This is a genomic window from Lysobacter soli, from assembly GCF_009755585.1.
Lineage (GTDB): Bacteria > Pseudomonadota > Gammaproteobacteria > Xanthomonadales > Xanthomonadaceae > Lysobacter_J > Lysobacter_J soli.
Map to the genome: position 1 here is coordinate 2,960,410 of NZ_CP046603.1, position 24,010 is coordinate 2,984,419.

The window sequence follows — 24,010 nt, forward strand, 5'->3', positions numbered from 1 at the left end:
CTGCTTCGCGCCCGCCGGCACCCGCCGGACGTCATCGCCGCCGCGAGCGCGCGGGCCTATGATGCTGGCGTGCGCCTTCGCGGCCCTTCTGCAGCATCCGATGTCAGACAAGAAATCCATCGAACTCTACGTGAAGCCCGCCGGCGGCTGGGATGCGCTGCGCAGCTCCTGGCAGGCGCTGCGCGACCAGCAGGTCGTGATGAAGGGCGCCAGCACGCTGCTGCGCGCCAACCAGCCCAGCGGCTTCGACTGCCCCGGCTGCGCGTGGCCGGACCGCAACGTGCATTCGACGTTCGAATTCTGCGAGAACGGCGTCAAGGCCGTGGCGAACGAGGCAACGTCCCGTCGCGTCACGCCCGGGTTCTTCGCGCAACACACGGTCGCGTGGTTGAACGAGCAGGACGACCGCTTCCTCGAAGCGCAGGGCCGCCTCACCGAACCGATGGCGTACGACGCCGCGAGCGACACCTATCGGCCGATCGCCTGGAGCGAGGCGTTCGCGACGATCGCACGCGCCCTGAATTCACTCGCGTCGCCGAACGAAGCGATCTTCTACACCTCCGGCCGCACGTCGAACGAGGCGGCGTTCCTGTACCAGCTGTTCGTGCGCGAATACGGCACCAACAACCTGCCCGACTGCTCGAACATGTGCCACGAAGCCTCGGGCGTGGCGCTCACCGAACAGCTCGGCAGCGGCAAGGGCTCGGTGACGCTGGAGGATTTCGAACACGCGCAGGCGATCTTCATCTTCGGGCAGAACCCCGGCACCAACCATCCGCGCATGCTCGGCGAACTGCGCAGTGCAGCGAAACGCGGGTGCCGAATCGTCGCGTTCAATCCGTTGCGCGAGCGCGGGTTGGAGCGTTTCGCCGATCCCAAGGCGCCAGCCGAAATGCTCGGCGCCAGCACGCGCATCGCCTCGGAGTATTACCAGCCGCGCATCGGTGGCGACCTCGCCGTCGCCACGGCGCTGTGCAAGGTGGTGATCGAATCGGGCGCGGTGGATCACACGTTCGTGGCGAGGCACACGCACGGTTACGACGACTTCGCCGACAGCGTGCGCGCGACGCCGTGGGCAGAGCTGGAACGCGAATCGGGCCTGTCGCGCGCGGACCTCGAACAGGCCGGCCGCACGTACCTCGACAGCAACGCGACCATCGTCTGCTGGGGCATGGGCATCACGCAGCACGCGCGGAGCGTGGCGACGATCCAGATGCTAGGCAACCTGCTGCTGTTGCGCGGCAACATCGGCAAGGCGGGCGCCGGACCGTGCCCGGTACGCGGGCATTCCAACGTGCAGGGCGACCGCACGATGGGCATCTACGAGCAGCCCTCGCCCGCCTTCCTCGATCGCCTCGGCGCGGCGTTCGATTTCCAGCCGCCGCGTGAACACGGCTACGACACCGTCGCCGCCATCGAGGCGATGTTCGACCGCCGCGCGAAGGTGTTCTTCGCGATGGGCGGCAACTTCGCCGCGGCCACGCCCGACACCGCGCATACGCACGAAGCGCTGCGTCGCTGCGAACTCACCGTGCACGTGAGCACCAAGCTCAACCGCTCGCACCTGGTGCACGGGCGCGACGCGCTCATCCTGCCGTGCCTGGGCCGCACCGAGATCGACGTACAGGCCAGCGGCCCGCAGGCGGTGACGGTGGAGGATTCGATGAGCATGGTGCATCTGTCGTCGGGCATGAATCCGCCGGCGTCTGAGCACCTGATGTCGGAGCCGGCCATCGTCGCGCACCTCGCGGCCGCCACGTTGCCGCGCAGTCGCACGCCATGGCTGGCGCTGATCGAGGATTACGACCGCATCCGCGACCGCGTCGCGCAGGTGGTCGACGGCTTCGCCGATTTCAACGCGCGCGTGCGCACCGACGGCGGGTTCCACCTTCACCATCCGGGGCGTGAGCGCGTGTTCCCGACCCGGCGCGGCAAGGCGGGCTTCTACGCGCACGCGCTGGATGATCGCAAGCCACAGGCCGACGTGCTGCAACTGATGACCGTGCGCTCGCACGACCAGTACAACACCACCGTGTACGGCATGGACGACCGCTACCGCGGCGTGCACGGCCTGCGTCGCGTGGTGTTCATCTCGCGCGACGATCTCGAACGATTGCAGCTGCGCGACGGCGAGCACGTCGACATCGCCTCCGTCTGGCACGACGGCGAACGCATCGTGCGCGATTTCCGGCTGGTCGAATACGACATCCCGCCCGGTTGCCTCGCCGCGTATTTCCCCGAGACCAATCCGCTCGTTCCGCTGGACCATCACGCCGAACGCGCACGCACGCCGGCGTCGAAATCCATTCCCGTGCGACTGCTGCGCCGGAGCGCGGCATGAGCGAGGAATCGGCGCTCGCCGTGCTGCGCCTGCTGCGCGAGGAAGACGGCCAGTCGATCCATCGGGTCGCCAAGCGATTGCAGCTGGGCCTGAGCGAACTGCAGCGCGTGCTCGCCGCGCTCGGCGACGATCCGAGGTTCGACGGACTCGACCTGGTTGAACGCCGCCAGGACGGCGAACGCACGCTGCTCTGGCTCACCGAGAAAGGACGCAGCCTGGTGGAGTCGGCATGAACGGACCGCTGCAACCGGTGCAGGCGCTGCGCCTGCGTGCGGGCGATCGCGCGCCACACGACGATCGCGTGATCGTGGAGGCGCCCGTCGCGCTGCTCTACAACGGCGAGTCCTTCGCCGTGATGATGGCCACGCCCGACTCGCTGGAGGATTTCGCGCTCGGCTTCGCGCTGGGCGAAGGCATCGTCGGCGATGCGTCCGAGTTCCGTCTCGTCGACGTCGTGCGCCATGACGAAGGCGTCGCATTGCACGCCGCGATCCCGCAAGCGCGTTTCGATGCGCTGGCCGAACGCCGGCGCGGCATGGAAGGCCGCAGCGGCTGCGGCCTGTGCGGCGTGGAAAGCCTGCAGGCGGCGCTGCGACCGGTGCCGCGCGTCACGTCATCCACGCGCGTGGACGTCGGGTCGATCCGCGCCGCGCTCGATGCCCTCGCCGCGCAGCAGCCGTTGAACGCGCTCAGCGGCGGCGTTCACGCGGCCGGCTTCGCGCACGAGGGCGGCCTGCTGGTGCGCGAGGACGTCGGCCGGCACAACGCGCTCGACAAACTCATCGGCGCGATGGCGCGCAACGTGATCGCGCCGGACTCGGGATTCGTCGTGATCACCTCGCGCGCGTCGTACGAGATCGTGCACAAGGCGGCGACGGCCGGCATTGGACTGGTCGTGGCGATCTCCGCGCCGACGGACCTGGCCATCCGCACCGCGGACGCCGCCGGCGTGACGCTGGCGGCGTTCGCGCGCGGCGACTCACTCAACCTTTACAGCCACCCCGGCCGTGTCGCCGCTGCCGGCTGACCGCGCCGGTGCAATGTTGCGGTTGAGGAACCGCAGCACCGAGTCGTAATACTTCAGGCGCGATTTCTCGTCGAAGAAACCGTGCGTCTCGTCGGAGGGAAAATACCCCTCGTACCTGACGCCGCCGTCGTCGAGCGCCTTGCGCAGGATGCGCAGGTGTTCCGGCGAGACGCGGTAATCGCGCATGCCCTGCACGAGCATGACGTCCGCCCGGATCTTGCCGACATTGGCCGTCGGCGAATCCTCGCGCAGGCGCGCCATGTCGTCGCCCAGCGCGCGCGTGAGGTAGGCCCGGCCCCACTTGGAGCGATGGGTGTCGCCCCAGCGGAACATCGTCGGAAGATCGTACGGCCCCGCCATGCCGACCACGCAGCGATACAGCGCCGGCTCGCGCACCGCGCCCATCAACGCCGCGTAGCCGCCATAGCTTTCGCCCCACATGCAGATGCGCGACGCATCGATGCCGGCATGTTCGATCGCCCAGCGCGTGGCATCGGTGACGTCGTCCTGCATCGCGCGGCCCCACTGGCGGTAGCCCGCTTCGACGAAGTCGCGCCCGCGTCCGCCCGAGCCGCGGAAGTTCACGCGCAATACGGCGTAACCGCGCGTGGCGAGCATCTGCACGTCTTCGGAGAACGCCCAGCTGTCGCTGACGTCGAACGGCCCGCCGTGCGGCATCACCACCAGCGGATGCGGTCCGTTGCCCGCAGGCGTGGTCAGCCAGCCGCGCAGCGAGAGGCCATCGCGCGCCTTGAATTCGAACGCCTGCACCGGACGCATGCTGCGCGCCGACAGCCACGGCCGGCTGCGCGCCAGCAGCTTCAGGTCGCCGCTGGCGGTGTCGAGCAGGTAGAAGCGCGGCGGCTCGACCGGGCTGGTCACCGTCACCACGGCGCGGCGTCCATCGCGACTGGCGCTGGTCACGCGCGCGAACTCGCCTGGAAACGCCGTGACCAGATCGCGCGTCAGTGCGGCGTGCGGGTGCTTGTCGTCGAAGAAGCGCACCTCCGGTTGCACGCCACCGTAAACGGCGCCGATGGGTTCGTGCCCGTCGAACGACCACACCAGCGCCTGCGGGCTGGCATTGGCATCGCTGGCAACGATCGTCCGCTCGCCGGTCGCCAGGTCGATGCGCTCGATCACGTCAGGCCCCTGCTTGCGCTCGCTGCGCAGGAAACCGTAGCGGCGGTCGAAGCTGGTGCCGATGGGCGTGACTTCCACGCCGCTGGCGGCCTCATCGTTGATCGGGTCCCATTTTTCGCCGCGCAGCAGGAAGGCCTGCTGGCGATCGTCGTTGTCGCGGGCCCAGGCGAAGCGCACCGTGCCCGCGCGATCGGCCAGGAACGACGAATCCGGCACCGGTCCGTCGACCAGGTCCTCGCGCTTGCCCAGGCCGTCCTTGCGCATCCTGCGCACGCGCGTCAGGCACTCGTTCTTCTGGACCTTGTAGCAGTAGGCGGTGAGCACGTAGTCGGGATCGTCCGGCAGCGGATCGATCAGGTACGCGCCGAACGCCGCGCCGCTGCGTCCGTCCACGTCGAGCGGATGCAGGTTCGGCAGCTGGTACGGCTGCGCCAGGGTCCCGAACTTCATCGATGCGGACGCGAGCACGCGCGTGCTGGAAATCCACTGCTCCGCTTCGATGAAGCCGTCGCGGCCCGGATCGAGCTTGGCGGTGACCTTCATGTCGCTCACGCGCAGGATCGCGAGCAGCGTGCGGTCGTCGAAGGGAATCCGCGCGGCGAGGTAATCCCCGCCCGGCGAGATCGTCATCGACTCGAACTCCGGCTTGCGGAGGAAGTCCTCCAGCGGCGGCGCCTTCTGCGCATCCGCCGTCCACGCCGCGAGCGCGAGCCCCGCGGCCATCATCCAACGCTTCATGGTTCCCCCGTTCATCCCTGCGCCGTCTCCCCCGGCAAACGCACGATATGCCAATGCCCGATCGGCACGCCAGAACCGGCAAGACGCGCCCGCCCTCCGGCCCATGCGGTGGCGGGCACGCAGGCGATATCCTCGGCCGACCCGCGGCCACGCCGCCTGATCCGAGCCCCAGAGAACATGCCCTCGTTGCGTCCCACCCTCCTCGCCGTCGCCGTGCTCAGCGCCGGCCTCGCCGCCTGCCAGCCGCAGACCACGCCCGCGCCCGCCGACACGAAGGCCACCGCCGCCGCGCCGGCGTCGGACGCCGCGACCGACGCGCGCCTGGCCGAAGTGTCCCAGCAGTGGCTCGACGGCTGGCTGCGCCTGAACCCGGTGTCCGCCACGCAGATCGGCAAGCACGATTTCGACAGCGAGGTCGACGACCTTTCGGCCGCCGGCCGGCAGGCGCAGGTGGATTTCGCGAAGAAGACGCTGGCGGCGCTCGACGGCATCGACACCACCAAGCTCTCGCGCGAGAACCAGATCGACGCGGCGATCCTGCGCAACCAGGTGCAGGGCGATATCTGGAACGTCGAGACGCTGCAGAGCTGGGCGTGGGATCCGCAGGTGTACAGCGGTCTGGCCGGCGGCGCGATCTACAACCTGATGGCGCGCGAGTTCGCGCCGATGCCGCAGCGCCTGAAGTCGGCGACCGCGCGCATGCAGAAGATCCCGAACATCTACGCGCAGATGCGCGAGAACCTCGATCCGGCGCGCGTGCCGAAGATCCACGCCGAAACGGTCGCCAGGCAGAACGCCGGCATCCTGAGCCTGATCGACACCTTCATCACGCCCAACGCCGACCAGCTGCAGGGCGAGGACCGCAAGCAGCTCGACGAGGCCGTGACGAACCTGCGCAAGGCCGTCGCCGAACAACAGACGTGGCTCGACAAGACGCTGGTGCCGAACGCGAAGGGCGACTTCCGCATCGGCCAGAAGCTGTACGACGAGAAGCTGCAGTTCTCGCTGAATTCGTCGCTGTCGCGCGCGGAGATCAAGCAGCGTGCCGAAGGCGAACTCAAGCGCGTGCGCGGCGAGATGTACGCCATCGCGCAGACGGTGCTGAAGGACAAGCCGAACGCGCCGGAGATGCCGGCCAATCCGTCGCCGGAGCAGCAGCAGAAGGCGATCGAGGCCGCGCTCGAGCTGGCCTACGCCGACAAGCCCGCACGCGACCAGGTGGTCGATTTCGCGAAGAAGACGCTCGAGCAGGCGACCGATTTCACGCGCAAGCACGACCTGGTCACCGTGCCGAACGATCCGGTGAAGATCATCCTGATGCCGGAATTCCAGCGCGGCGTCGCGGTGGCGTACTGCGATTCGCCGGGTCCGCTCGACAAGGGCCTGGACACGTACTACGCGATTTCGCCGATCCCCGACGACTGGGACGCCAAGCAGGTCGATTCGTTCCTGCGCGAATACAACAGCCGCATGATCCACCTGCTGTCGATCCACGAGGCGATGCCGGGCCACTACCTGGAAGGCGCGCATTCGGTGAAGTCGCATTCGACGCTGCGTTCGGTGCTGCGCTCGGGCCTGTTCGCCGAAGGCTGGGCGGTCTACACCGAAGACATGATGGCCGACGCGGGCTACCTCGATAACGACCCGCTGTTCCGCCTGGTGCAGCTGAAGTTCTACCTGCGCACCATCGCCAACGCGATCCTCGACCAGGGCGTCCATGTCGACAACTGGACGCAGGAACAGGCGATGGAACTGATGACGAAGCAGGCCTTCCAGCAGGAGCGCGAAGCCGCCGGCAAGTGGGTCCGCGCGCAGCTGACCAGCGCGCAGCTGCCGACGTACTTCGTCGGCGCGCAGGAGCACTTCGACATGCGCAAGGCCGTGGAAGCCAAGCTGGGCGACAAGTTCAACGCCAAGGCCTACCACGACCAGGTGCTGAGCTACGGCGCCCCGCCGGTGCGCTACGTGCGCGAGATGATGCTGGACGAGCCGATCCAGTAAGGCGTGTTGAAGCCCCTCTCCCGCTGGCGGGAGAGGGGTTGGGGTGAGGGCAGGCGAGCATCAACTTCGACGCCGTGCCCTCTTCCGCCTGCCGGCACCTTCTCCCGCAAGCGGGAGAAGGGCTCCTCCAGAGAGGGCCGCGCGTTTGACGGGCCGCAAAGGCAATTCGCTCAGCGCGAACGCCCATCGAAATGCACCACTTTCAGCGACGCCGGATCCACGCCCTCCAGGCAGCGCGCGTTGATCGCCACCATCGGCGTGCCGTCGGGCATCTGGCCCTCGGTAAACGGCGAGATGCCGCACTCGGGGCAGAAGTGATGCTGCAGCTTGTGCGTGTTGAAGGTGTAGGTGCGGTAGTTCGATTCGGGCGTCTTCAGTTCGAATGCCGTTCGCGGCACGAACCAGAGCAGGCCGCCGCGCTTGGCGCACAGCGAGCAGTTGCAGTCCAGGACCTGGTCGATGTCGCCGTCGACCTCGTAGGCGATGCCGCCGCAGTGACAACCGCCGCTGTAATGCGCCATGACGCGTGCTCCATGCTGGTGAAGGTGGAAGGCCCGATTGTGCCCCAGCGCGGCGCTGATCGAATGTGCCCGAAGCGACATCGGCTTAACCCGTCGGCGCTATGCTTCGCCCCCACCCCGCCCCTCTGCGCCGAACCGGAGTCGCCATGCCTTCGCCACGCCACGGCAGCACCGTCGTCCCCACCCTGAGCTATCGCGACGCCCCGGCGATGATCGACTGGCTCGTGCGCGCGTTCGGCTTCACGAAGCAGGCCGTCTACATGGACGGCGACGTCGTGCTGCATGCGCAGCTGACGTATCGCGATACCGGCATGATCATGCTCGGCTCGGCGAACAAGGACGGCGACTGGGCGAAGCTGATGGCACAGCCCGACGACATCGGCGGCCGTTCGACGCACGGCGTGTGCGTGATCGTCGACGACGCCGATGCGCATTACGCCCGCGCGAAGGCCGCCGGCGCGGCGATCGTCATCGACATCGCCGACCAGCACTACGGCGGTCGCGGCTACGCGGCGCGCGATCCGGAAGGCTACGTGTGGTGGTTCGGCACCTACGATCCGTGGAACGAAAGCGAGAACGCCTGAGCATGGAACTGTTCGACGAACATCCCCGGCCCGTCGAGGGCATCCGCGTCGGCATCGGCGGCTGGACGTTCGCGCCGTGGCGCGACAACTTTTATCCGAAGGGCCTGGTGCAGCGCCGCGAGCTGGAATACGCCAGCCGCAAGCTCACCGCGATCGAGGTCAACGGCACCTACTACGGCGCGCAGAAGCCGGCGACCTACGCCAAGTGGGCGGCGGAAACGCCGGAAGGCTTCGTGTTCTCCGCGAAGGCGCCGATGCGCATCATGCAGTCGCGCGCGCTCGCGAAGACCGGGCCGCAGATCGAGGATTTCCTCGGCGGCATCGCCTCGCTCGGCGATCGCCTCGGGCCGATCGTGTGGCAGTTCGATGCGAACCAGAAGATCCAGCGCGAGAGCTTCACGGAGTTCCTGTCGCTGCTCCCGCGCGAGATCGAGGGCCGTGCGCTGCGCCATGTGCTGGACGTGCGCGATCCCAATTTCGTCGACGCCGATTACGTCGCCCTCGCCCGCAAGCACAACATGGCGACGGTGTTCACCGATTCGGACGAACACCCGTCCTTCGGCGACGTCACCGCCGATTTCGTCTACGCGCGCCTGATGCGCTCCCGCAGCGATGTGCCGACCGGCTACACCGACAGCGAGCTGTCGACGTGGGCGAAGCGTGCGCACGAATGGGCGAAAGGCGGCCAGCCGGACGCGTTGCCGACGCTGGCGAAGAATGCCGCACCCAAGCGCAAGCGCGATGTCTTCGTCTTCTTCATCAGCGCGGCGAAGGAGCGCAACCCGGCGGCGGCGATGGCGTTGATCGGGAAGTTGTGAGGGATTCGGGACACGCCGGACCCGGGAACCGCCTGGACTCGAAGCTCGAAGGAGCGTGTCCGCTTTCTGATCGTCATTCCCGCGAAGGCGGGAATCCATCTCTCCGACCCGATTCCGGCCTTCGAAGGCGTTGACGCTCGCAAGCATGGATCCCCGCCTTCGCGGGGATGACAGCATTCGCGGGATGGCAGCCCTTCGCGGGGATGACAGCCGGAAAGACACAACGCCCCACCGCACATTCCCGGCGCTTCGTCGCAAACCCCTACACCGGACCGTGCCGAACGGCACTCCCGTGCGCACGCCCACGACACTATCAACGTCACTATCGACGTTCCTGTCGCCGTGAAGGGAGATCGCCATGACCAGCCGTCGCGAATTCATTTCCACCGCCACCCTGGCCGCCGCGGGCGTCGCACTCGCGCCGCTCGCCGCCTGCAGCCAGGAGCGCCCGCCCGCGGCAACGCCCGCCGCCAGCGCCGCGCCGCCGAAGCCGTTCAGCGGCACGCTGATCACGCGCACGATCCCGTCCAGCGGCGAGAAGATCCCCGTCATCGGCATGGGCACGTCGGGCAGTTTCGAAGTCGGTGCGGATGCGGGCGAACGCGGGCCGCTACGCGACGTGCTGCAGGCGTTCGTCGCCGCGGGCGGCTCGCTCATCGACACTGCGCCCACCTACTCCACGGCCGAGGACGTACTGGGTGACCTCATCGCACAGACCAACACGCGCGGCAAGCTCTTCCTTGCGACGAAGCTGTCCGGCGTGACCGGGCGGGACGAAGGGCTCAAGCAGTTCAACGATTCGCTGCGCCGCCTGCGCACCGACAAGGTCGAGCTGCTGCAGGTACACAACCTTCGCGATACGGCGACGCAGATCGCGCTCGCGCGCGAGCTCAAGCAGCAGGGCAAGACGAAGTACACCGGCCTCACGCATTACCGCGAGGACGGCCAGGCGCAGCTCGCCGACGAGATGCGCAAGCACAAGCCCGATTTCATCCAGATCAACTACTCACCGGTTTCGCGCGGCGCGGAACAGACGATTTTCCCGCTCGCGCAGGAGCTCGGTTGCGCCGTGATGATCAACCGCGCGTTCGAGGACGGCCGCCTGATCACGCAGGTGCGCGACAAGCCGCTGCCGCCGTGGGCGAAGGACGTCGGCGCCGATTCGTGGGCGCAGCTGTTCCTGAAGTTCGTGCTGAGCCATCCGGCCGTGACGGTGGTGATTCCCGCGACGTCGAAGGTCAAGCACCAGGTCGACAACCTGCGTGCGGGCACCGGCGCGCTGCTGGATGCGAAGCAGCGGCAGGCGCTGATCGCCGCGCTGGCCTGAGCACGGATCCCGCATGAGCCTGTCCGCGCGCATCGCCCGCACCTTCGGCATCACCGAAGGCGAATCCCGTCCGGTCCTCATCGGCGCCACGCTGTTCTTCGTGATGTTCGCCGGCTATTTCATGCTGCGGCCGGTGCGCGAGACGATGGGCGTCGCCGGCGGCGTGGACAACCTGCAATGGCTGTTCACCGGCACGTTCCTGGCGACGCTGGCGGCGATGCCGCTGTTCGGGTGGATCGCATCGAAGGTGCCGCGCCGTCGCATCCTGCCGTGGACGTTCGGCTTCTTCGCGGTGAACCTCGCGCTGTTCGCCATCGCGTTCCAGCGCGATCCGGAGAACGCGTGGATCGCGCGCACGTTCTACATCTGGATCTCGGTGTTCAACCTGATCGCGATCTCGGTGATCTGGAGCGTGTGTGTCGACCTGTTCCCCAGCGCGCAGGCCAAGCGCCTGTTCGCGCTGATGGCCGCCGGCGCGAGCATCGGCGGCCTGGTCGGGCCGCTGCTGGGCATCGCGCTGGTCGGACCGATCGGGCACGCCGGTCTGCTTTGGCTTGCCGCGGCGTTCCTGGTGGTCGGCATCTTCATCGCGCGGCATCTGCAGCGATGGCGCGACGCGCAGCCGGCGGGCGAGAACCTCAGCGCGCAGGCCCGCGCGCGGCCACTGGGCGGGCATCCGTTCGCAGGCATCACCACGGTGATGCGCTCGCCCTATCTGCTCAGCATTTCGCTGTTCGTGCTGCTGCTGGCGAGCGTGACCACGTTCCTGTACTTCGAGCAGGCGCGGCTGGTCGAAATGAAGTTCCCCGATCGCGCCGACCAGACGCGCGTGTTCGGCACGATCGACGTGATCGTGCAGAGCCTGACGATCCTCTCGCAGGTGTTCATCACCGGCCGGCTGGTGCAGCGCCTGGGCATGGCGGCGTTGCTGGTCGCCGTCCCGGTGGTGACGATGCTGGGCTTCGTGTGGCTCGCGTTCGCGCCGACCTTCGCGGTGCTGGCGGTGGTGATGGTGGTCCGTCGCGCCGGCGAGTACGCCTTCGTGCGACCGGGCCGCGAGATGCTGTTCACCGTCGTGCCGACGGAAGCCAAGTACAAGGCGAAGAACTTCATCGACTCGGTCGTGTACCGCGGTGCCGACGCCGTGAGCGGCTGGGCGAAGGCGCTGGTCGACATGCTGGCGCAGCAGCCGGCGATCGCGGCCTTGCTGGGCGCGGCGATCGCGCTGGCATGGGCACTGACCGGCGCAGGCCTGGCGCGTGCACAGGCCCGCGTGGAGAAGGAACCGCTGCCGGAAGGTCTCGACGTGGCGGGCGAAGGACTGCGTCGCTGACGCCGCGAACGGCTAGCCCCGCAGCCGCGCCATCGCCCGCACCGGGAACGTCCCCGCGCCTTTGACCTTCGGCGACATCGCGCTGAACTCGAAGCCTTCGTCCGGCAGTGCGGCGAGGTTGCACAGGTGTTCGACGATGAGGATGTCCGCGCCCAGCAGGATCGAATGCACCGGCCGCGACTTGCCGCCTTCACCGTCCCGCGAGGTGTCGTCGATGTTCATCGAATCGATGCCGACGAGTTTGACGCCGCAATCGCGCAGGTATTCGGCCGCGTCCTGCGTCACGAACGGATGCTCGACTGCGTACGCCTCCTCGCGCCAGAACGCGTCCCAGCCCGTGTGCACCAGCACCGCGCGGCCGCGCAGTTCGCGATCGCGGAAGTACGAGGCGTCGATCGCGCGCACCTGCCGGTGGTCGGCGCGGATCACGATCGTGTCGAGATCGCAGAACGACTCCGGCCCGATCTGCGACAGGTCGTGGCCGTGTTCGTAGCGATGCGACGGGCAATCGAGGTAGGTGCCGGTGTTGGCGACGATCTCGATCGTCGCGATCTGGAATTCCGTGCCCGCCTCGTAGATCTCGCGCGAACGCTCGCGGCTGAGGTAGTCGCAGATGCGCGCGGCCGGAAGACCGGGATAGGTCACCATCCCGTCCTCGATGTCGTGGCTGAGTTCGACGTACACGCGACGACCACCATCGGCCTGCGCCTTGCGCTTGTGCGCCTCGACGATGATCTTCTTGTTGAGGATGCGCGCGGGTCCGACCATCAGCAGGCGCAGGTCGCGCACGATGTAGTCGACGAGCGCGGCGTCGTCGATGTCGTCGCCGTCGATGTCGAGGCGGAAATCCTGCCCCTGGATGCCGCCGCCGTTGGTGAACTGCAGGTCGAAGTCGAAGACGACGCGTTTCTGGGTCATGGGGCGATGTGTCGAGGTCAGGGGAATGGATCCGGTTTTTGCCGGATGCTTCTTTTCGAACGCGGTCTAGCGCTGGATTCCGGCCGTCGCCGGGGTCCTTGGTTCTGATGCGATACGGGCCTGGATCCCGGCCTTCGCCGGGATGACGAGCCGGCAAAGGCGAAGCCGCGTGGCGGCTTCGCGCCGTCACTTCGAAGCGCGCTGACTGAAGGCCACGCTGCCCAGGATCATCGCGCCGGCAATGCCCATCTTGATCGTCAGCGGCTCGTCGAGCAGCAACCACGCCCACGCGACGCCGAACACCGGGATCAGGTACGTCACCGTGGAGGCGCGGCTCGCGCCGATGCGCGCGATCAGGCGGTAGTACATGACGAACGCCAGGCCCGTGCAGACCACGCCGAGCATGCCGACCGAGAACCACGACTTCGCGGGAATCGCATGCGTCGGCCACGTCGCGAGCGCGAACGGCAGCGTCAGCAGCGCCGCGGCGCCGAGCGTCGCCGAGGCCACGGCCGCCGGCGGAAGGCCGGTCAGATGGCGGCGCACCAGGTTGATGCCGATGCCGTACAGGAACGACGCCGTGGCGCCCGCGGCCACCGCCCAGCCGACCTGATCGCCACCGGCGGTCTTGTCGCTCGCCAGCACGACCACGCCCGCGAAGCCGATCACCAGCGCGATGGCGCGGCGCGCGCCGATCTTCTCGTGGAAGAACAGCGCGCCGACCAGCGCGGTGAACAGAACGGTCATCGCGTTCGAAATGGCGCCGATGCCGGCCGGCGCACGCTGCGCGGCCCACGCGAAGAGCATGAACGGCGCGGCCGAATTGATCGCGCCGATGATCGCCAGCTTCGGCCACAGCTTCAGCGGGAATTGCGAACGCGCGCGCAGCAGGAACGGCAGCAGCACCAGCGAGCCGAGCCCCAGTCGCAGTTCGACCAGCGGCATCGCGCCGAAGTCCTTCGCCGCCACGCGCATGAAGAGGAACGAGGCGCCCCAGATCGCGCCCAGCAGCGCGAGTTCCAGCGGCGTCAGCCAACCGCCTTCGCGGGCGTCGGGTAGTGCGGGTGCGGTCACGGCGGTGTTCATCGCAAGCCTCGTGGGGGAGGAAGTGTGGCGCAGGGCCAGGTCCTGCGGGCATCAGCCCTGTGTGGGGTGGTAGCAGTGCGTGATCGATTCGGGGCTGCCGCCGGCCGCAAGGAACGCCGAGTAGCCCAGGTTCATGCCGATGAGCCGCACGCCGGTTTCGGTATGCGGGCGATGACGGCTGTCCGGCGCGAAGTACACGTACGTGCCGGGGCCGAAACGCGCCTGCCCTTCGATCACTTCGCCGGCGATGACGTAGTACGACTCGCCGGTCTCGTGGTGATCCAGCACCGGCCACTGCGCGCCCGGCGCCATGTCGACCACCCACACGCGCACGCCGGGGCCGGCGGGCAGGTCGCGACGCGTGCAGCCTTCGCCGACCTGCAGCGCCGGCACGGCGTCGATGGCCCAGGCCTGCATCGCCGGAGGTGCGGGGGCCGGCGCCTCGAACGGAGCGTCGTTCGGGACGTCCTGTGGCCCGGTGTCGTTGGAACGATCCATGCGTTGCTCCGCGATCAAGAGTGTGGCTCAGCCCGAACCGTCATTGTCGTTACGCCACAAGGCCTTACAAGCGCATACTTTCGAAGGCAGACACAAATCAAATTTGAGGCTCGCATGGCCCTTCGCGCGGACTGGCTCCCGGCCCTCACGGCGTTCGAATCGGCGGCGCGGCACCAGAATTTCGCCCACGCCGCGGAGGAACTGCACCTCACCGCGAGCGCGGTCAGCCACCACGTGCGCAAGCTGGAATCGCGCCTGGGCGTGGCGTTGTTCCAGCGCCACGCGCGCGGGGTCTCGCTCACCGCCGAAGGCCGCCAGCTCGCCGACGCCGCCGGCACCGCGCTGGCCGACGTGGATGGCGTGCTGCGCAGCCTGCGCGGGGCACGCGATGACGAAGGCCGCGTGCGCATCACCACGCTGCACTCGCTGACCTACACCTGGCTGCTGCCGCGGTTGCCGACCTTCACGCAGGCGCACCCGGGCATCGCGCTGAGCGTGGACACCGAGATCGCCCTCACCCGCTTCGACGACGGCGGCCCGGACCTGGGCATCCGCCACGGGCCGGGCCACTGGCCGGGGCTGACGGCGCATTTCCTGATGGACGAAGCGCTGTTCCCGGTCACCTCACCCGACTACGCCGCGGCGGCCGGGATCGCCTGCGCGGCCGACCTCACGCGGCATCCGCTGATCGCCGACCACGCCCGCCAAGGCTGGCACGACTGGTTCCGCGCGGCGCACGTGCATGGCGCGAAGTTCGAGGAGCGCTACACCTTCAGCGACACCACCGACGCCATGAAGGCCGCCGCCGCGGGGCTCGGCATCGCACTGGCGCGGTCGTGGATCGCCGTGCCGTACCTGCAAGGCGGCGAGCTGGTGCGACTGCCCGTGCCGTCGATGCCGGCGCGGTGGGGCTACTACGCGGTGTATCCGGCGCACCGGCGCCTGCGGCCGGCGGCGCAGGCGTTCCTGGACTGGTTGCTGGATACGGCGCGGGACGGATAACGACCGGGCGCAGGGCGCCGAAAAAAATTTCCGGGACCGTGTCGATTTACCCCGCGTCCCTTCGTCGTCTCCACAGATGCGCGCAAAACGGCGCGCCAAAACGGAGACACGACAATGAAATTCATGGTGATCGTCCATGCCACGCCGGAAAGCGAAGCCGGCGCGCCGCCGAGCGCCGAACTGATCGAGCAGATGGGCCACTACAACGAGCAGCTGGCCAAGGCCGGCGTGCTGCTCGACGCCGCGGGGCTGTACGCCAGCTCGCACGGCGCGCGCGTTCGTTTCGACGGCGATCGTCGCAGCGTGATCGACGGCCCCTTCACCGAATCGAAGGAACTCATCGCCGGTTACTGGCTGTTCCAGACGGCGTCGCTGCAGGAAGCGATCGAATGGGTGAAGCGCTGTCCGAATCCCGGCTGCGGCCCGAGCCAGATCGAAATCCGCCAGGTCTACGAAGGCCACGCCTGCGGCGGTGAAGTCACGCCGGAACTCAAGGCGCAGGGCGAACGCATCCGCGCGCAGATCGACGCGCGCGCCCAGTAATCGCCGATCCAACATCAGGAAACCACCACGATGAAGATCAACGCCTACCTGTCCTTCGACGACCAGTGCGAAGCCGCGTTCCGCTTCTACCACCAGTGCCTGGGCGGAACGCTCGAGCAGCTGAGCCGCTTCGGCGACACGCCCGCCTGCGACCACGTGCCCGCATCGCATCGCGACCGGATCATGCACGCGCGGCTGGTCGTTGGCGACCAGGCGATCATGGGCTCGGACTCGGTGCCCGAGCATCCGTACGAAGGCATCAAGGGCGTTTCGATTGCCCTCAATGTCGACTCGGCAAGCGAAGCCGAACGCGTGTTCGCCGCGATGAGCGAAGGCGGCCACGTGATCATGCCGCTCGGCGCCACGTTCTGGGCCGCGCGATTCGGCATGTTCGTCGACCGCTTCGGCGTGTCGTGGATGGTGAACTGCGAGAAGAAATGAGCCGCTCGCGCCCCCGTTTCGAACCTACAGAACACCACACAGGAACAGACCATGTCGACCCAGATCTTCGTCAACCTCCCCTGCCATGACCTTCCGAAGGCCAAGGCCTTCTACGAAGCGATCGGTTACACGAACAACCCGCAGTTCACCGACGACAAGGCCGCCTGCATGGTCGTCGACGACACCATCCACGTGATGCTGCTCACGCGCGAGTTCTTCGGCTCGTTCGTGAAAAAGCCCGTCGCCGATACACGCCAGGTCGTCGGCGCGATCAACTGCCTTTCGCTGGACAGCCGCGAAGCGGTCGACGATATCCATTCAAAGGCGGTGAAGGCTGGCGCGAAGTCGGGCGGCGATCCGCAGGACATGGGCTTCATGTACTCGCGCGCGTTCGAGGACCTCGACGGAAATCACTGGGAATTCGTGCACATGAGCGGCATGCCGGACCAGGCCTGATTCCACGCATCCATCGAACAGGAGAGACGACCATGCGTTTCATGATGCTGATGATCCCCAAGGGCTACGAAGACGCGACGCCAGGCACGATGCCGCCTGCCGACCGCGTCGCGGCGATGATGAAATACAACGAGTCGCTGCAGAAGGCGGGCGTACTGCTCGCGCTGGACGGCCTGCACCCGCCCTCGATGGGCGCGCGCGTGAGCTTCGAGGGCGGCCGCCCGCATGTCACCGACGGCCCCTTCGCCGAGGCGAAGGAAGTGCTCGGCGGCTACTGGATGATCCAGGTGAAATCGCGCGAGGACGCCATCGCGTGGGCGTCGCGTTGCCCGGGTTCGGAGAACGAGGTCATCGAGATCCGCCAGGTGCAGGAGTTCGACGATTTCCCCGCCGACGTGCAGGAAGCGGCGGCCGGCTTCGAACAGATGCAGCAATCCACCCAACGGCCGAAGAACTGAGGACGCGCGCATGTGGAAGATCATCGGACTCATCGTGCTGGTGGCCATCGTGGCCGTGCTGGTATTCGCCGCGACGCGACCAGACACGTTCCGCATCGAGCGCAGCATCGTCGTCAACGCGCCACCGCAGCGCGTGTTCGAACAGGTCAACGATTTCAATCGCTGGCGCGCATGGTCGCCGTTCGAGACGCTGGATCCGGCGATGAAGCGCGAGATCGCCGGCGCGCAGTGCGGCACCGGCGCGGTGTATACGTGGGATGGAAACTCGAAGGCCGGCGCGGGGCGCATGGAGATCGTCGAGTCGGTGCCCGCGTCGAAGGTCGGCATCAAGCTCGACTTCACGCGCCCGATGGAAGCGCACAACACGGCGGAGTTCGTGATCGTCCCCGAAGGAACCAATGCAAGCCGCGTCACCTGGGCGATGCACGGTCCGCAGCCTTACATCGGCAAGGTGATGTCATTGGTATTCAGCATGGACCGCATGGTCGGCAAGGACTTCGAGCGCGGGTTGGCGAATCTGAAGAAGCTGGCTGAGCAGGGGTGAGTGCCGTTGCTCTTAGCCCCTCTCCCGTCGGCGACCGAAGGGAGTGCAGAGCTGAGAGGGGTTGGGGTGAGGGGTAACGGAGCGAATAGGGTGAACAACGCTAGCCGCACAGCGCTGCGCTGCTGCTCTTCGAGGACATCGGAGTGGATTCGCTTCGCGAACGCCGGCGTCAAAACGATACGGGTCTGGGTCCCGGCTTCCGCCGGGATGACGTTACTCATGACGCGCTCGCGCCGATCACCTGAATGACATTTCCTTAACCCCGACAACCCCCTCCGCGCCTCGGCACACACCCCGCCGCAAAACACACTCTCCGCACTTGCACCGCACAGCCCGCGATGCTCTCATCCGTCGCCATGACGGCGACCGACATCCATCGCACCATCGATGCTGTATGGCGCATCGAATCCGCCCGGCTCATCGCCTCGCTCGCGCGCATGCTGCGCGACGTGGGGCTGGCCGAGGAACTGGCCCAGGACGCGCTCGTCGCGGCGCTGGAAAAATGGCCGGAAAGCGGCGTGCCCGACCAGCCCGGCGCGTGGCTCATGGCCACCGCCAAGCATCGCGCGATCGACCGCCTGCGCCGCAGCAAGCTGCAGCAGCGCAAGCACGAGGAGATCGCGCGCGAACTCGAAGACGAACAGGCGCACGCGGACGACGCGCACCTGGACGCGCTCGACAACCCGTTCAACGACGACCTGCTGCGGCTGGTCTTCACCGCCTGCCATCCGGTGCTGCCCACGCACGCACAGGTCGCGCTGACGCTGCGCCTGCTCGGCGGCCTCACCACCGACGAGATCGCGCGCGCCTTCCTCGTGCCGGAACCCACCATCGCCCAGCGCATCGTGCGTGCCAAGCGCACGCTGGCCGAGAAGCAGGTGCCGTACGAAATGCCGCGCGGCGACGAGCTCAACGAGCGTTTGGCGTCGGTGCTCGCGGTGATCTACCTGATCTTCAACGAAGGCTATGCGGCCACCGCGGGCGACGACTGGATGCGCCCGGGCCTGTGCGAGGACGCGCTGCGCCTCGGACGCATGCTTGCGGAGCTGATGCCGAACGAGCCGGAAGTGCACGGCCTCGTCGCGCTGATGGAAATCCAGGCGTCGCGTTCGGCCGCGCGCGTCGCGCCCGACGGCGAGCCGGTGCTGCTGCTGGAACAGAACCGCGCGCGGTGGGACCAGTTGCTGATCCATCGCGGGCTGGCGGCGCTCGATCGCGCGCAGAAGCAGAGCGCCGCGCGCGGTACGACGCCCGGCGGCCCGTACACGTTGCAGGCCGCGATCGCCGCGTGCCACGCGCGTGCGGTCACGGCAGACGAAACCGACTGGGCCGCGATCGTCGGCCTGTATGGCGCGCTCGCGCGCATCACGCCTTCGCCAGTGATCGAGCTCAATCGCGCGGTGGCCTTGTCGATGCTGTTCGGTCCCGAATCGGGCCTCGCGGTGGTCGATGCGCTGACCGACGAGCCGGCGTTGAAGGACTATCACCTGCTGCCGGCCGTGCGCGGCGATCTTCTGAAGAAGCTCGAACGCTGGAGCGAGGCACGCGATGCGTTCGAGCGCGCCGCGCAGATGACGCGCAATGCACGCGAACAGGCGCTGTTGCGCCGGCGCGCCGCCGAGTGCGAGGCGGCGGCCGGCGCGAACGACGTGGTTATTCCGCCGTCATCGAAACGATCGGCTTGAAGCCGCCCCAGAACATGCGCTTGCCGTCGAACGGCAGCGACTTGGGATCCATGCCGGCCAGGCGCGGATCCTTCATCACCTGCGCATTGATCTTGTCGCGCTGCCTGCGCGACTTGTAGACGATCCACGAGAAGACCACGACTTCATCCGGCTTGAGCTTCACCGCCTGCGGGAAGGAGGTGACCTTGCCGGGCTGCACGTCGTCGGCGAGGCACTCGTGGTATTCCAGCGCGCCGTACTCCAGCCAGATCTTGCCGGCCATGCGTGCGAGCTTCTTGTAGTCGTCCACCTTGTCGCGCGGGACGGGCAGTACGAATCCATCGACGTAGAAAGCCATCGTTCACTCCTGTGGTGTCGCGGCGGGAAGCCGCAGCTTGGGGGAAGCGGTGTTAGCGGCACGGAAAATCAGGGCTTGCGCGTCGCCTCGACCTGGATGCGCAGCGACACGGTCATGTCGAAGCCGTAATCCTTACCGGCGTCGATGCCGAACGCATCGCGCTGGAAATCGCCGTAGGCATCGGCGCCGCAGAGCTCGCGCTTGTTCAGCGGATGCGGAATGCACTTGAACCGCCTGATCGTCAGGTCCACGGGCCTGGTCACGCCGTGCAGCGTCAGCTCGCCCTTCACGCGCGTCGGCGCGCCGTCGCGGAAATCCGCGAGCGTGCCCTTGTAGGTGGCCTGCGGGAACTTCGTCGTGTCCAGCAGCGTGTCCTTGCGCGCTTCGGTGTTCATCGCGTCCAGGCCGTAGTCGACGCTGGCGGTGTCGATGACGACGTTCACGCTGCCGGTCTGCTTCTCGCGATCGAGCGTGATCTCGCCGCTGCTGCGATCGAACTTGCCGCGCCACACGGAAATGCCCATGTGGTCGGCTTCGAAACTGGGAAACGTGTGCGCCGGATCGATCTCGTACACGGCCGGTGCGGCGACGGTGGCGGCGGCGGACAGCGACAGCGCGGCGGCGAGCAGGAGCTGCGGAAACGGCTTGCGGGTGGACATGCGATTCCTCGTCAAAGGTGGCCGCGCTTTGCGGCCTTCATGGGTTCGACGAATGGGGAGGTCGGAAATCGACATTCCGATGAGGCTGCGAGCCTGAGTCCCGGCTTTCGCCGGGATGACGGTTGAAGCCCCTCTCCCATAGGGAGAGGGGTTGGGGTGAGGGGCAACGGAGAGGAACCGGGGGCCGACCGCTGTCCCACAGCGCTGCGCTGTTGCTTCGTCGGCCGCGCGCAGAAAAGCCAAATGGATTCCCGCTTTCGCTGGAATGACGGTGAGGTGGTTCGCCGCGACCGGAGTGCCCGTGCGTTACAGGCCTGGATCCCGGCTTTCGCCGGGATGACGGTTGAAGCCCCTCTCCCATCGGGAGAGGGGTTGGGGTGAGGGGCAACGGAGAGGTGGCGGTGACCCGTTGCTGCCGCGCAGCGCTGCGGTGTTGCTTTCCGCAATGCATGCGGAAAAGCCCAAATGGACTCCAGCTTTCGCCGGGATGACGGAGGAGGTTACCGCCCCCGCCCCGCCCGATGCGCCGCCGCGCGCGCCAGTTCCGCCCACGGCCGCATCGCCTCGGCCGAATCCATCGCCGATTCGGGAACCGACCAGTAGCTCAGCGTGATCGGCTCCGCCTGGCCCAGATACACGTACGGCTCGCAGCCGGCGGCTTCGAAGTGCAGGCGGGTTTCGGTGTCGACCTTGAGGTACAGCGCCTCGCCCATCACCACGCCGATCAGTTCGCCCTCCAGGTACACGCCGTGTCCGCCGAACATCGCGCGCGTGGAGACCGCACCGAGGGGATCGAGCAGGTCGTGGACGTGGGCGAGGAAGGCGTTGGTCATGCGTGGTCGGCGATGGCAGTACGAGCGGAACGTCGCGGGCACCTCGCCCTCACCCCTACCCTCTCCCGCAAGCGGGAGAGGGGGTTACTGCGAGGGCCTCTCCCGCAGGCGGGATGGGTTGCTGCAAGCTCCCTCCCGCACGTGGGAGAAGGGCTTGCACGGCGCTCAAACTCCCATCAGAACTTGTGCCACAACCGCACGTACCACGCGGCGCCGTTCAGGCCGAACTGCACGCTCTCGTAGATGTGGCCGTTGTCGGTCTCGTCGGGGTTCTGCTTCGTCGGGAAGGTATCGAACACGTTCGAGCCGCCCACGGTGAGCTTGGTGTTCTCGGCGAAGGCGTAGGTGACGCTCACGTCGGCCGAGGCCTTGCTCGCGTAATGCTGGTTCGGCACGCCCGCTTCGGTGCCGGAGAACGTGCCCAGCTCCTGCTCGCCGAAGTAGATGCCCTTCGCGCTGGCCGACCACGAACCGCGCGTGTAGTCCACGCCGAGCACCGCCTTGCTGCGCGGCGCGCCGTTCTCGATGAAGAGGCGGTCGCGTTCGGGCAACAGCGTGTCCTCGCGTCCGGCCAGCGCCGGCGGCGTGTTCACGCGCGTGACTTCGGTCTTGTTCCAGTTCGCGCCGAGGTAGGTGCTCCACTTCGCGTCGGCCCAGTCGAAGTCGTAGGTGACGGTGAGGTCCGCGCCTTCGGTCTTGGTGTCCACCGCGTTGAAGAAGAAGCGCGCCAGGCCGACGTCCATCGCTTCCAGGATCGGCCCGATCGCCGGGTCGCTGGTGTCGAAGTCGCCGCTGAGCACGACGCGGTCGTCGATGTCGATGCGGTACAGGTCCAGCGTCAGCGACACGTTGTCGCGCGGCGTCCACGTCAGGCCCAGCGTGGCGCTCTCCGAGGTTTCCTCGGTGAGGTTCGGCACGCCGGCAAGGGCGGCCAGTTCGCTGTCGTTGGAGGCGATCACCACGTCCACCGGCTCGCCGCTGATGAAATCGGTGATCGTGGAGGAGAAATACTTCTGCTGCAGCGACGGCGCGCGGAAGCCGGTGCTGACCGAACCGCGCAGCATCACGGTGTCGGTGGCGCGGAAGCCGGCGGCGATCTTGCCGTCGAGCGTGCTGCCGAAGTCGCTGTAGTCCTCGTAGCGCACCGCGTAATCCATCATGAAGCGGTCGGTGAAGTTCACTTCCACGTCGACGTAACCGGCGGTGCTGTCGCGCGACTTGTCGGTGACGTCGCCCGGCTGGAAGCCCGGGAAGCCCTGGCTGCCCGGATTGCCGCCCTCGCCTGCGCCGTCGTAGTCCAGGTACGAGCCTTCCTCGCCCTCGCGGATGCGGTAGCGCTCTTCGCGCTGCTCCAGGCCGAAGGCGACGTTGACGCCGGCCAGCGCGCTGTCGAAATAGCGCGAGACGTCGAAGTTGCTGGTCTTCTGCTGGAACGAGAAACCGCCCGCGTCGAAGCTGGTCGGGCTGATGCCCGCGCCGCCGTTCAGCAGGTCGAGGTTCGCCAGCGAGGCGTTGAGCGTGCCGTTGATCGTGTAGCGCAGCTCGTTGTAGCCGTAGGTGTGCGACAGGTCCCAGTGCCACTGCGACACGTCGCCGCGCAGGCCGAGGATGCCGTAGCGGTCTTCGAGCACGCCGTCGATGAAGGGCACGAAGCCGTCCGGGTACATCGCGGCCGAATTGCGCGACGGGATGTCTTCCGAGCCGATGCCTTCGCGCGCGAACGCGGCCGAAGACGCATCGCGCGACTGCATGCCGGCGGTGAAGTAGACCTCGGCGGCCTCGCCCAGCGGCGAATCGCCGTTGAGGTAGACGGTGCGGTTGGTCACCTCCGAGTCGCCGATGATGCGCGGGCTGCCCTTGGGCACGGAGCGGTCGGAGCGGCCGCGGTCCTGCCATTCGCCGGTGACGGCGAACATGCCGCCGGTGGCGAGCTCCGCGCCGCAGTAGGCGGTGGCGAGCCAGTTCTCGCCGTCGCCGCGGGTGTATTCGCCATAGCCGGCGACGGCCTCGCAGCCCTTGCTGCGCTTGAGCGAGATGTTCATGACGCCGGCGATCGCGTCGGAGCCGTATTGGGCCGCGGCACCGTCGCGCAGCACTTCGACCGCGTCGATCGCCATGAGCGGGAGCGAGTTGAGGTCGGTGCCGGTGTTGCCGCGGTTGCGCGCGCCGTAGATGTTCACCAGCGACACGGTGTGGCGGCGCTTGCCGTTGACCAGCACCAGCGTCTGGTCGGAGCCCAGGCCGCGCAGCGCGGCGCCGTCGATCAGGTCCGCGCCGTCGGCGCCGGTCTGGCGCGTCGAGGTGAAAGAGGGCGAGGCGTACTGCAGCGTCTGCGCAAGGTCGAACTGCGCGCCTTCCTCGACCGCCTGGTCCATCGGCAGCACGTCGACCGGAGACATCGAGGCGGTATCGGACGAGCGCTGGATGCGGCGCGAACCCAGCACGGAGACGGTGTCGAGCGTCTTGGCGCGGGCGTCCTCCGCGCGCTCCTCGGCCGGAGTCTGGGGCTCGCCGGTGACTGGCGGCGCCTGCTGCGCGGCGGCCGCGGCGCTGACCAGCAGCCCGCCTCCAAGCCAGAGGGCGGTCGTGACTGCGGTGAACAGACGGCTGCGGTGCTGGCTCATGGGCACTCCCTGCGGTGGCGGATGGCCCCAGCCTAAAACGGGTTGTTAAGAATTTGCTAGGGGTTTCGCCTGACTCGGCAAATACCGTGCCGC

24 protein-coding genes are annotated in these 24,010 nt (G+C 67.7%); 15 read left to right on the top strand and 9 right to left on the bottom strand.

What is annotated here, in order from left to right:
* The first annotated feature begins 100 nt into the window (after positions 1–100).
* From GOY17_RS13465 to fdhD, 3 genes are read left to right on the top strand one after another with little or no spacing between them, the layout of a single operon-like run.
* Positions 101–2,341, top strand: coding sequence for an FdhF/YdeP family oxidoreductase (locus GOY17_RS13465; protein ID WP_157030780.1), 2,241 nt, complete (start codon positions 101–103; stop codon positions 2,339–2,341).
* Positions 2,338–2,574, top strand: coding sequence for a helix-turn-helix domain-containing protein (locus GOY17_RS13470; RefSeq protein WP_157030781.1), 237 nt, complete (start codon positions 2,338–2,340; stop codon positions 2,572–2,574). Before GOY17_RS13465 ends, GOY17_RS13470 begins: the two co-directional genes overlap by 4 nt.
* Complete coding sequence (gene fdhD, locus GOY17_RS13475; RefSeq protein WP_157030782.1) at positions 2,571–3,368, top strand: formate dehydrogenase accessory sulfurtransferase FdhD; 798 nt, start codon at positions 2,571–2,573, stop codon at positions 3,366–3,368. The genes GOY17_RS13470 and fdhD overlap by 4 nt, the downstream gene beginning before the upstream one ends.
* Here fdhD and GOY17_RS13480 read toward each other — a convergent pair.
* Positions 3,321–5,249, bottom strand: coding sequence for an alpha/beta hydrolase family protein (locus GOY17_RS13480; protein ID WP_157030783.1), 1,929 nt, complete (start codon positions 5,247–5,249; stop codon positions 3,321–3,323). The genes fdhD and GOY17_RS13480 overlap by 48 nt on opposite strands.
* 186 nt (positions 5,250–5,435) lie before the next feature.
* Between GOY17_RS13480 and GOY17_RS13485 the strand changes: the two genes are divergently transcribed.
* Positions 5,436–7,250: a DUF885 domain-containing protein gene (locus GOY17_RS13485; protein WP_157030784.1), complete on the top strand. Its 1,815-nt coding sequence runs from the start codon at positions 5,436–5,438 to the stop codon at positions 7,248–7,250.
* A gap of 170 nt (positions 7,251–7,420) precedes the next feature.
* On the opposite strand, the gene GOY17_RS13490 is transcribed toward GOY17_RS13485, so the two are convergent.
* Entirely contained in the window at positions 7,421–7,771 is a 351-nt protein-coding gene (locus GOY17_RS13490) for a GFA family protein (protein WP_115844822.1), read from the bottom strand.
* 146 nt (positions 7,772–7,917) lie between these two features.
* Here GOY17_RS13490 and GOY17_RS13495 point away from each other — a divergent pair, with 146 nt between their 5' ends.
* The 4 genes from GOY17_RS13495 (at position 7,918) to GOY17_RS13510 (ending at position 11,833) form a co-directional block, all read left to right on the top strand.
* Positions 7,918–8,355, top strand: a complete 438-nt coding sequence (locus GOY17_RS13495) for a VOC family protein (protein ID WP_115844820.1) — start codon at positions 7,918–7,920, stop codon at positions 8,353–8,355.
* Between the two features lie 2 nt (positions 8,356–8,357).
* Complete coding sequence (locus tag GOY17_RS13500) at positions 8,358–9,173, top strand: DUF72 domain-containing protein (protein ID WP_157030785.1); 816 nt, start codon at positions 8,358–8,360, stop codon at positions 9,171–9,173.
* Between the two features lie 358 nt (positions 9,174–9,531).
* Positions 9,532–10,500: an aldo/keto reductase gene (locus GOY17_RS13505; RefSeq protein WP_157030786.1), complete on the top strand. Its 969-nt coding sequence runs from the start codon at positions 9,532–9,534 to the stop codon at positions 10,498–10,500.
* A 13-nt stretch (positions 10,501–10,513) separates the two neighbouring features.
* Positions 10,514–11,833, top strand: a complete 1,320-nt coding sequence (locus GOY17_RS13510) for an NTP/NDP exchange transporter (RefSeq protein ID WP_157030787.1) — start codon at positions 10,514–10,516, stop codon at positions 11,831–11,833.
* A 12-nt stretch (positions 11,834–11,845) separates the two neighbouring features.
* On the opposite strand, the gene GOY17_RS13515 is transcribed toward GOY17_RS13510, so the two are convergent.
* From GOY17_RS13515 to GOY17_RS13525, 3 genes are all read right to left on the bottom strand, one after another.
* Entirely contained in the window at positions 11,846–12,751 is a 906-nt protein-coding gene (locus GOY17_RS13515) for a cyclase family protein (RefSeq protein WP_157030788.1), read from the bottom strand.
* Positions 12,752–12,937: 186 nt separating this feature from the next.
* On the bottom strand, positions 12,938–13,837 hold the full coding sequence (locus GOY17_RS13520) for a DMT family transporter (RefSeq protein ID WP_157030789.1): 900 nt from the start codon (positions 13,835–13,837) through the stop codon (positions 12,938–12,940).
* A gap of 51 nt (positions 13,838–13,888) precedes the next feature.
* Positions 13,889–14,335 carry a cupin domain-containing protein gene (locus GOY17_RS13525; protein WP_157030790.1) on the bottom strand — a complete coding sequence of 149 codons (447 nt, stop codon included), beginning with the start codon at positions 14,333–14,335 and terminating at the stop codon, positions 13,889–13,891.
* 114 nt (positions 14,336–14,449) lie between these two features.
* Between GOY17_RS13525 and GOY17_RS13530 the strand changes: the two genes are divergently transcribed.
* The 7 genes from GOY17_RS13530 to GOY17_RS13560 all read left to right on the top strand — a co-directional run bounded on the left by GOY17_RS13530 (position 14,450) and on the right by GOY17_RS13560 (position 19,464).
* Positions 14,450–15,337: a LysR substrate-binding domain-containing protein gene (locus tag GOY17_RS13530; protein ID WP_157030791.1), complete on the top strand. Its 888-nt coding sequence runs from the start codon at positions 14,450–14,452 to the stop codon at positions 15,335–15,337.
* A 114-nt stretch (positions 15,338–15,451) separates the two neighbouring features.
* Positions 15,452–15,880, top strand: a complete 429-nt coding sequence (locus GOY17_RS13535; RefSeq protein ID WP_157030792.1) for a YciI family protein — start codon at positions 15,452–15,454, stop codon at positions 15,878–15,880.
* A 30-nt stretch (positions 15,881–15,910) separates the two neighbouring features.
* Positions 15,911–16,321, top strand: coding sequence for a VOC family protein (locus GOY17_RS13540; protein WP_157030793.1), 411 nt, complete (start codon positions 15,911–15,913; stop codon positions 16,319–16,321).
* A 51-nt stretch (positions 16,322–16,372) separates the two neighbouring features.
* Positions 16,373–16,777 (top strand): VOC family protein, encoded by a 405-nt coding sequence (locus GOY17_RS13545; protein WP_157030794.1) that lies wholly within the window; start codon positions 16,373–16,375, stop codon positions 16,775–16,777.
* Between the two features lie 32 nt (positions 16,778–16,809).
* Positions 16,810–17,235: a YciI family protein gene (locus GOY17_RS13550; protein WP_157030795.1), complete on the top strand. Its 426-nt coding sequence runs from the start codon at positions 16,810–16,812 to the stop codon at positions 17,233–17,235.
* A gap of 10 nt (positions 17,236–17,245) precedes the next feature.
* Positions 17,246–17,779, top strand: a complete 534-nt coding sequence (locus GOY17_RS13555) for an SRPBCC family protein (protein ID WP_157030796.1) — start codon at positions 17,246–17,248, stop codon at positions 17,777–17,779.
* A gap of 356 nt (positions 17,780–18,135) precedes the next feature.
* Positions 18,136–19,464: an RNA polymerase sigma factor gene (locus GOY17_RS13560; protein WP_157031733.1), complete on the top strand. Its 1,329-nt coding sequence runs from the start codon at positions 18,136–18,138 to the stop codon at positions 19,462–19,464.
* Here the strand turns inward: GOY17_RS13560 and GOY17_RS13565 are convergent.
* The 4 genes from GOY17_RS13565 to GOY17_RS13580 all read right to left on the bottom strand — a co-directional run bounded on the left by GOY17_RS13565 (position 19,433) and on the right by GOY17_RS13580 (position 23,917).
* The gene (locus GOY17_RS13565) at positions 19,433–19,801 is read right to left on the bottom strand and encodes a DUF1428 domain-containing protein (RefSeq protein WP_157030797.1); all 369 of its coding nucleotides are present in this window, start codon (positions 19,799–19,801) and stop codon (positions 19,433–19,435) included. The two genes, GOY17_RS13560 and GOY17_RS13565, sit on opposite strands and share 32 nt — an antisense overlap.
* Positions 19,802–19,869: 68 nt before the next feature.
* Positions 19,870–20,460, bottom strand: coding sequence for a YceI family protein (locus GOY17_RS13570; RefSeq protein ID WP_157030798.1), 591 nt, complete (start codon positions 20,458–20,460; stop codon positions 19,870–19,872).
* Between the two features lie 500 nt (positions 20,461–20,960).
* The gene (locus GOY17_RS13575; protein WP_157030799.1) at positions 20,961–21,293 is read right to left on the bottom strand and encodes a TfoX/Sxy family protein; all 333 of its coding nucleotides are present in this window, start codon (positions 21,291–21,293) and stop codon (positions 20,961–20,963) included.
* A 176-nt stretch (positions 21,294–21,469) separates the two neighbouring features.
* Complete coding sequence (locus tag GOY17_RS13580) at positions 21,470–23,917, bottom strand: TonB-dependent receptor plug domain-containing protein (protein ID WP_157030800.1); 2,448 nt, start codon at positions 23,915–23,917, stop codon at positions 21,470–21,472.
* Positions 23,918–24,010: the final 93 nt, after the last annotated feature.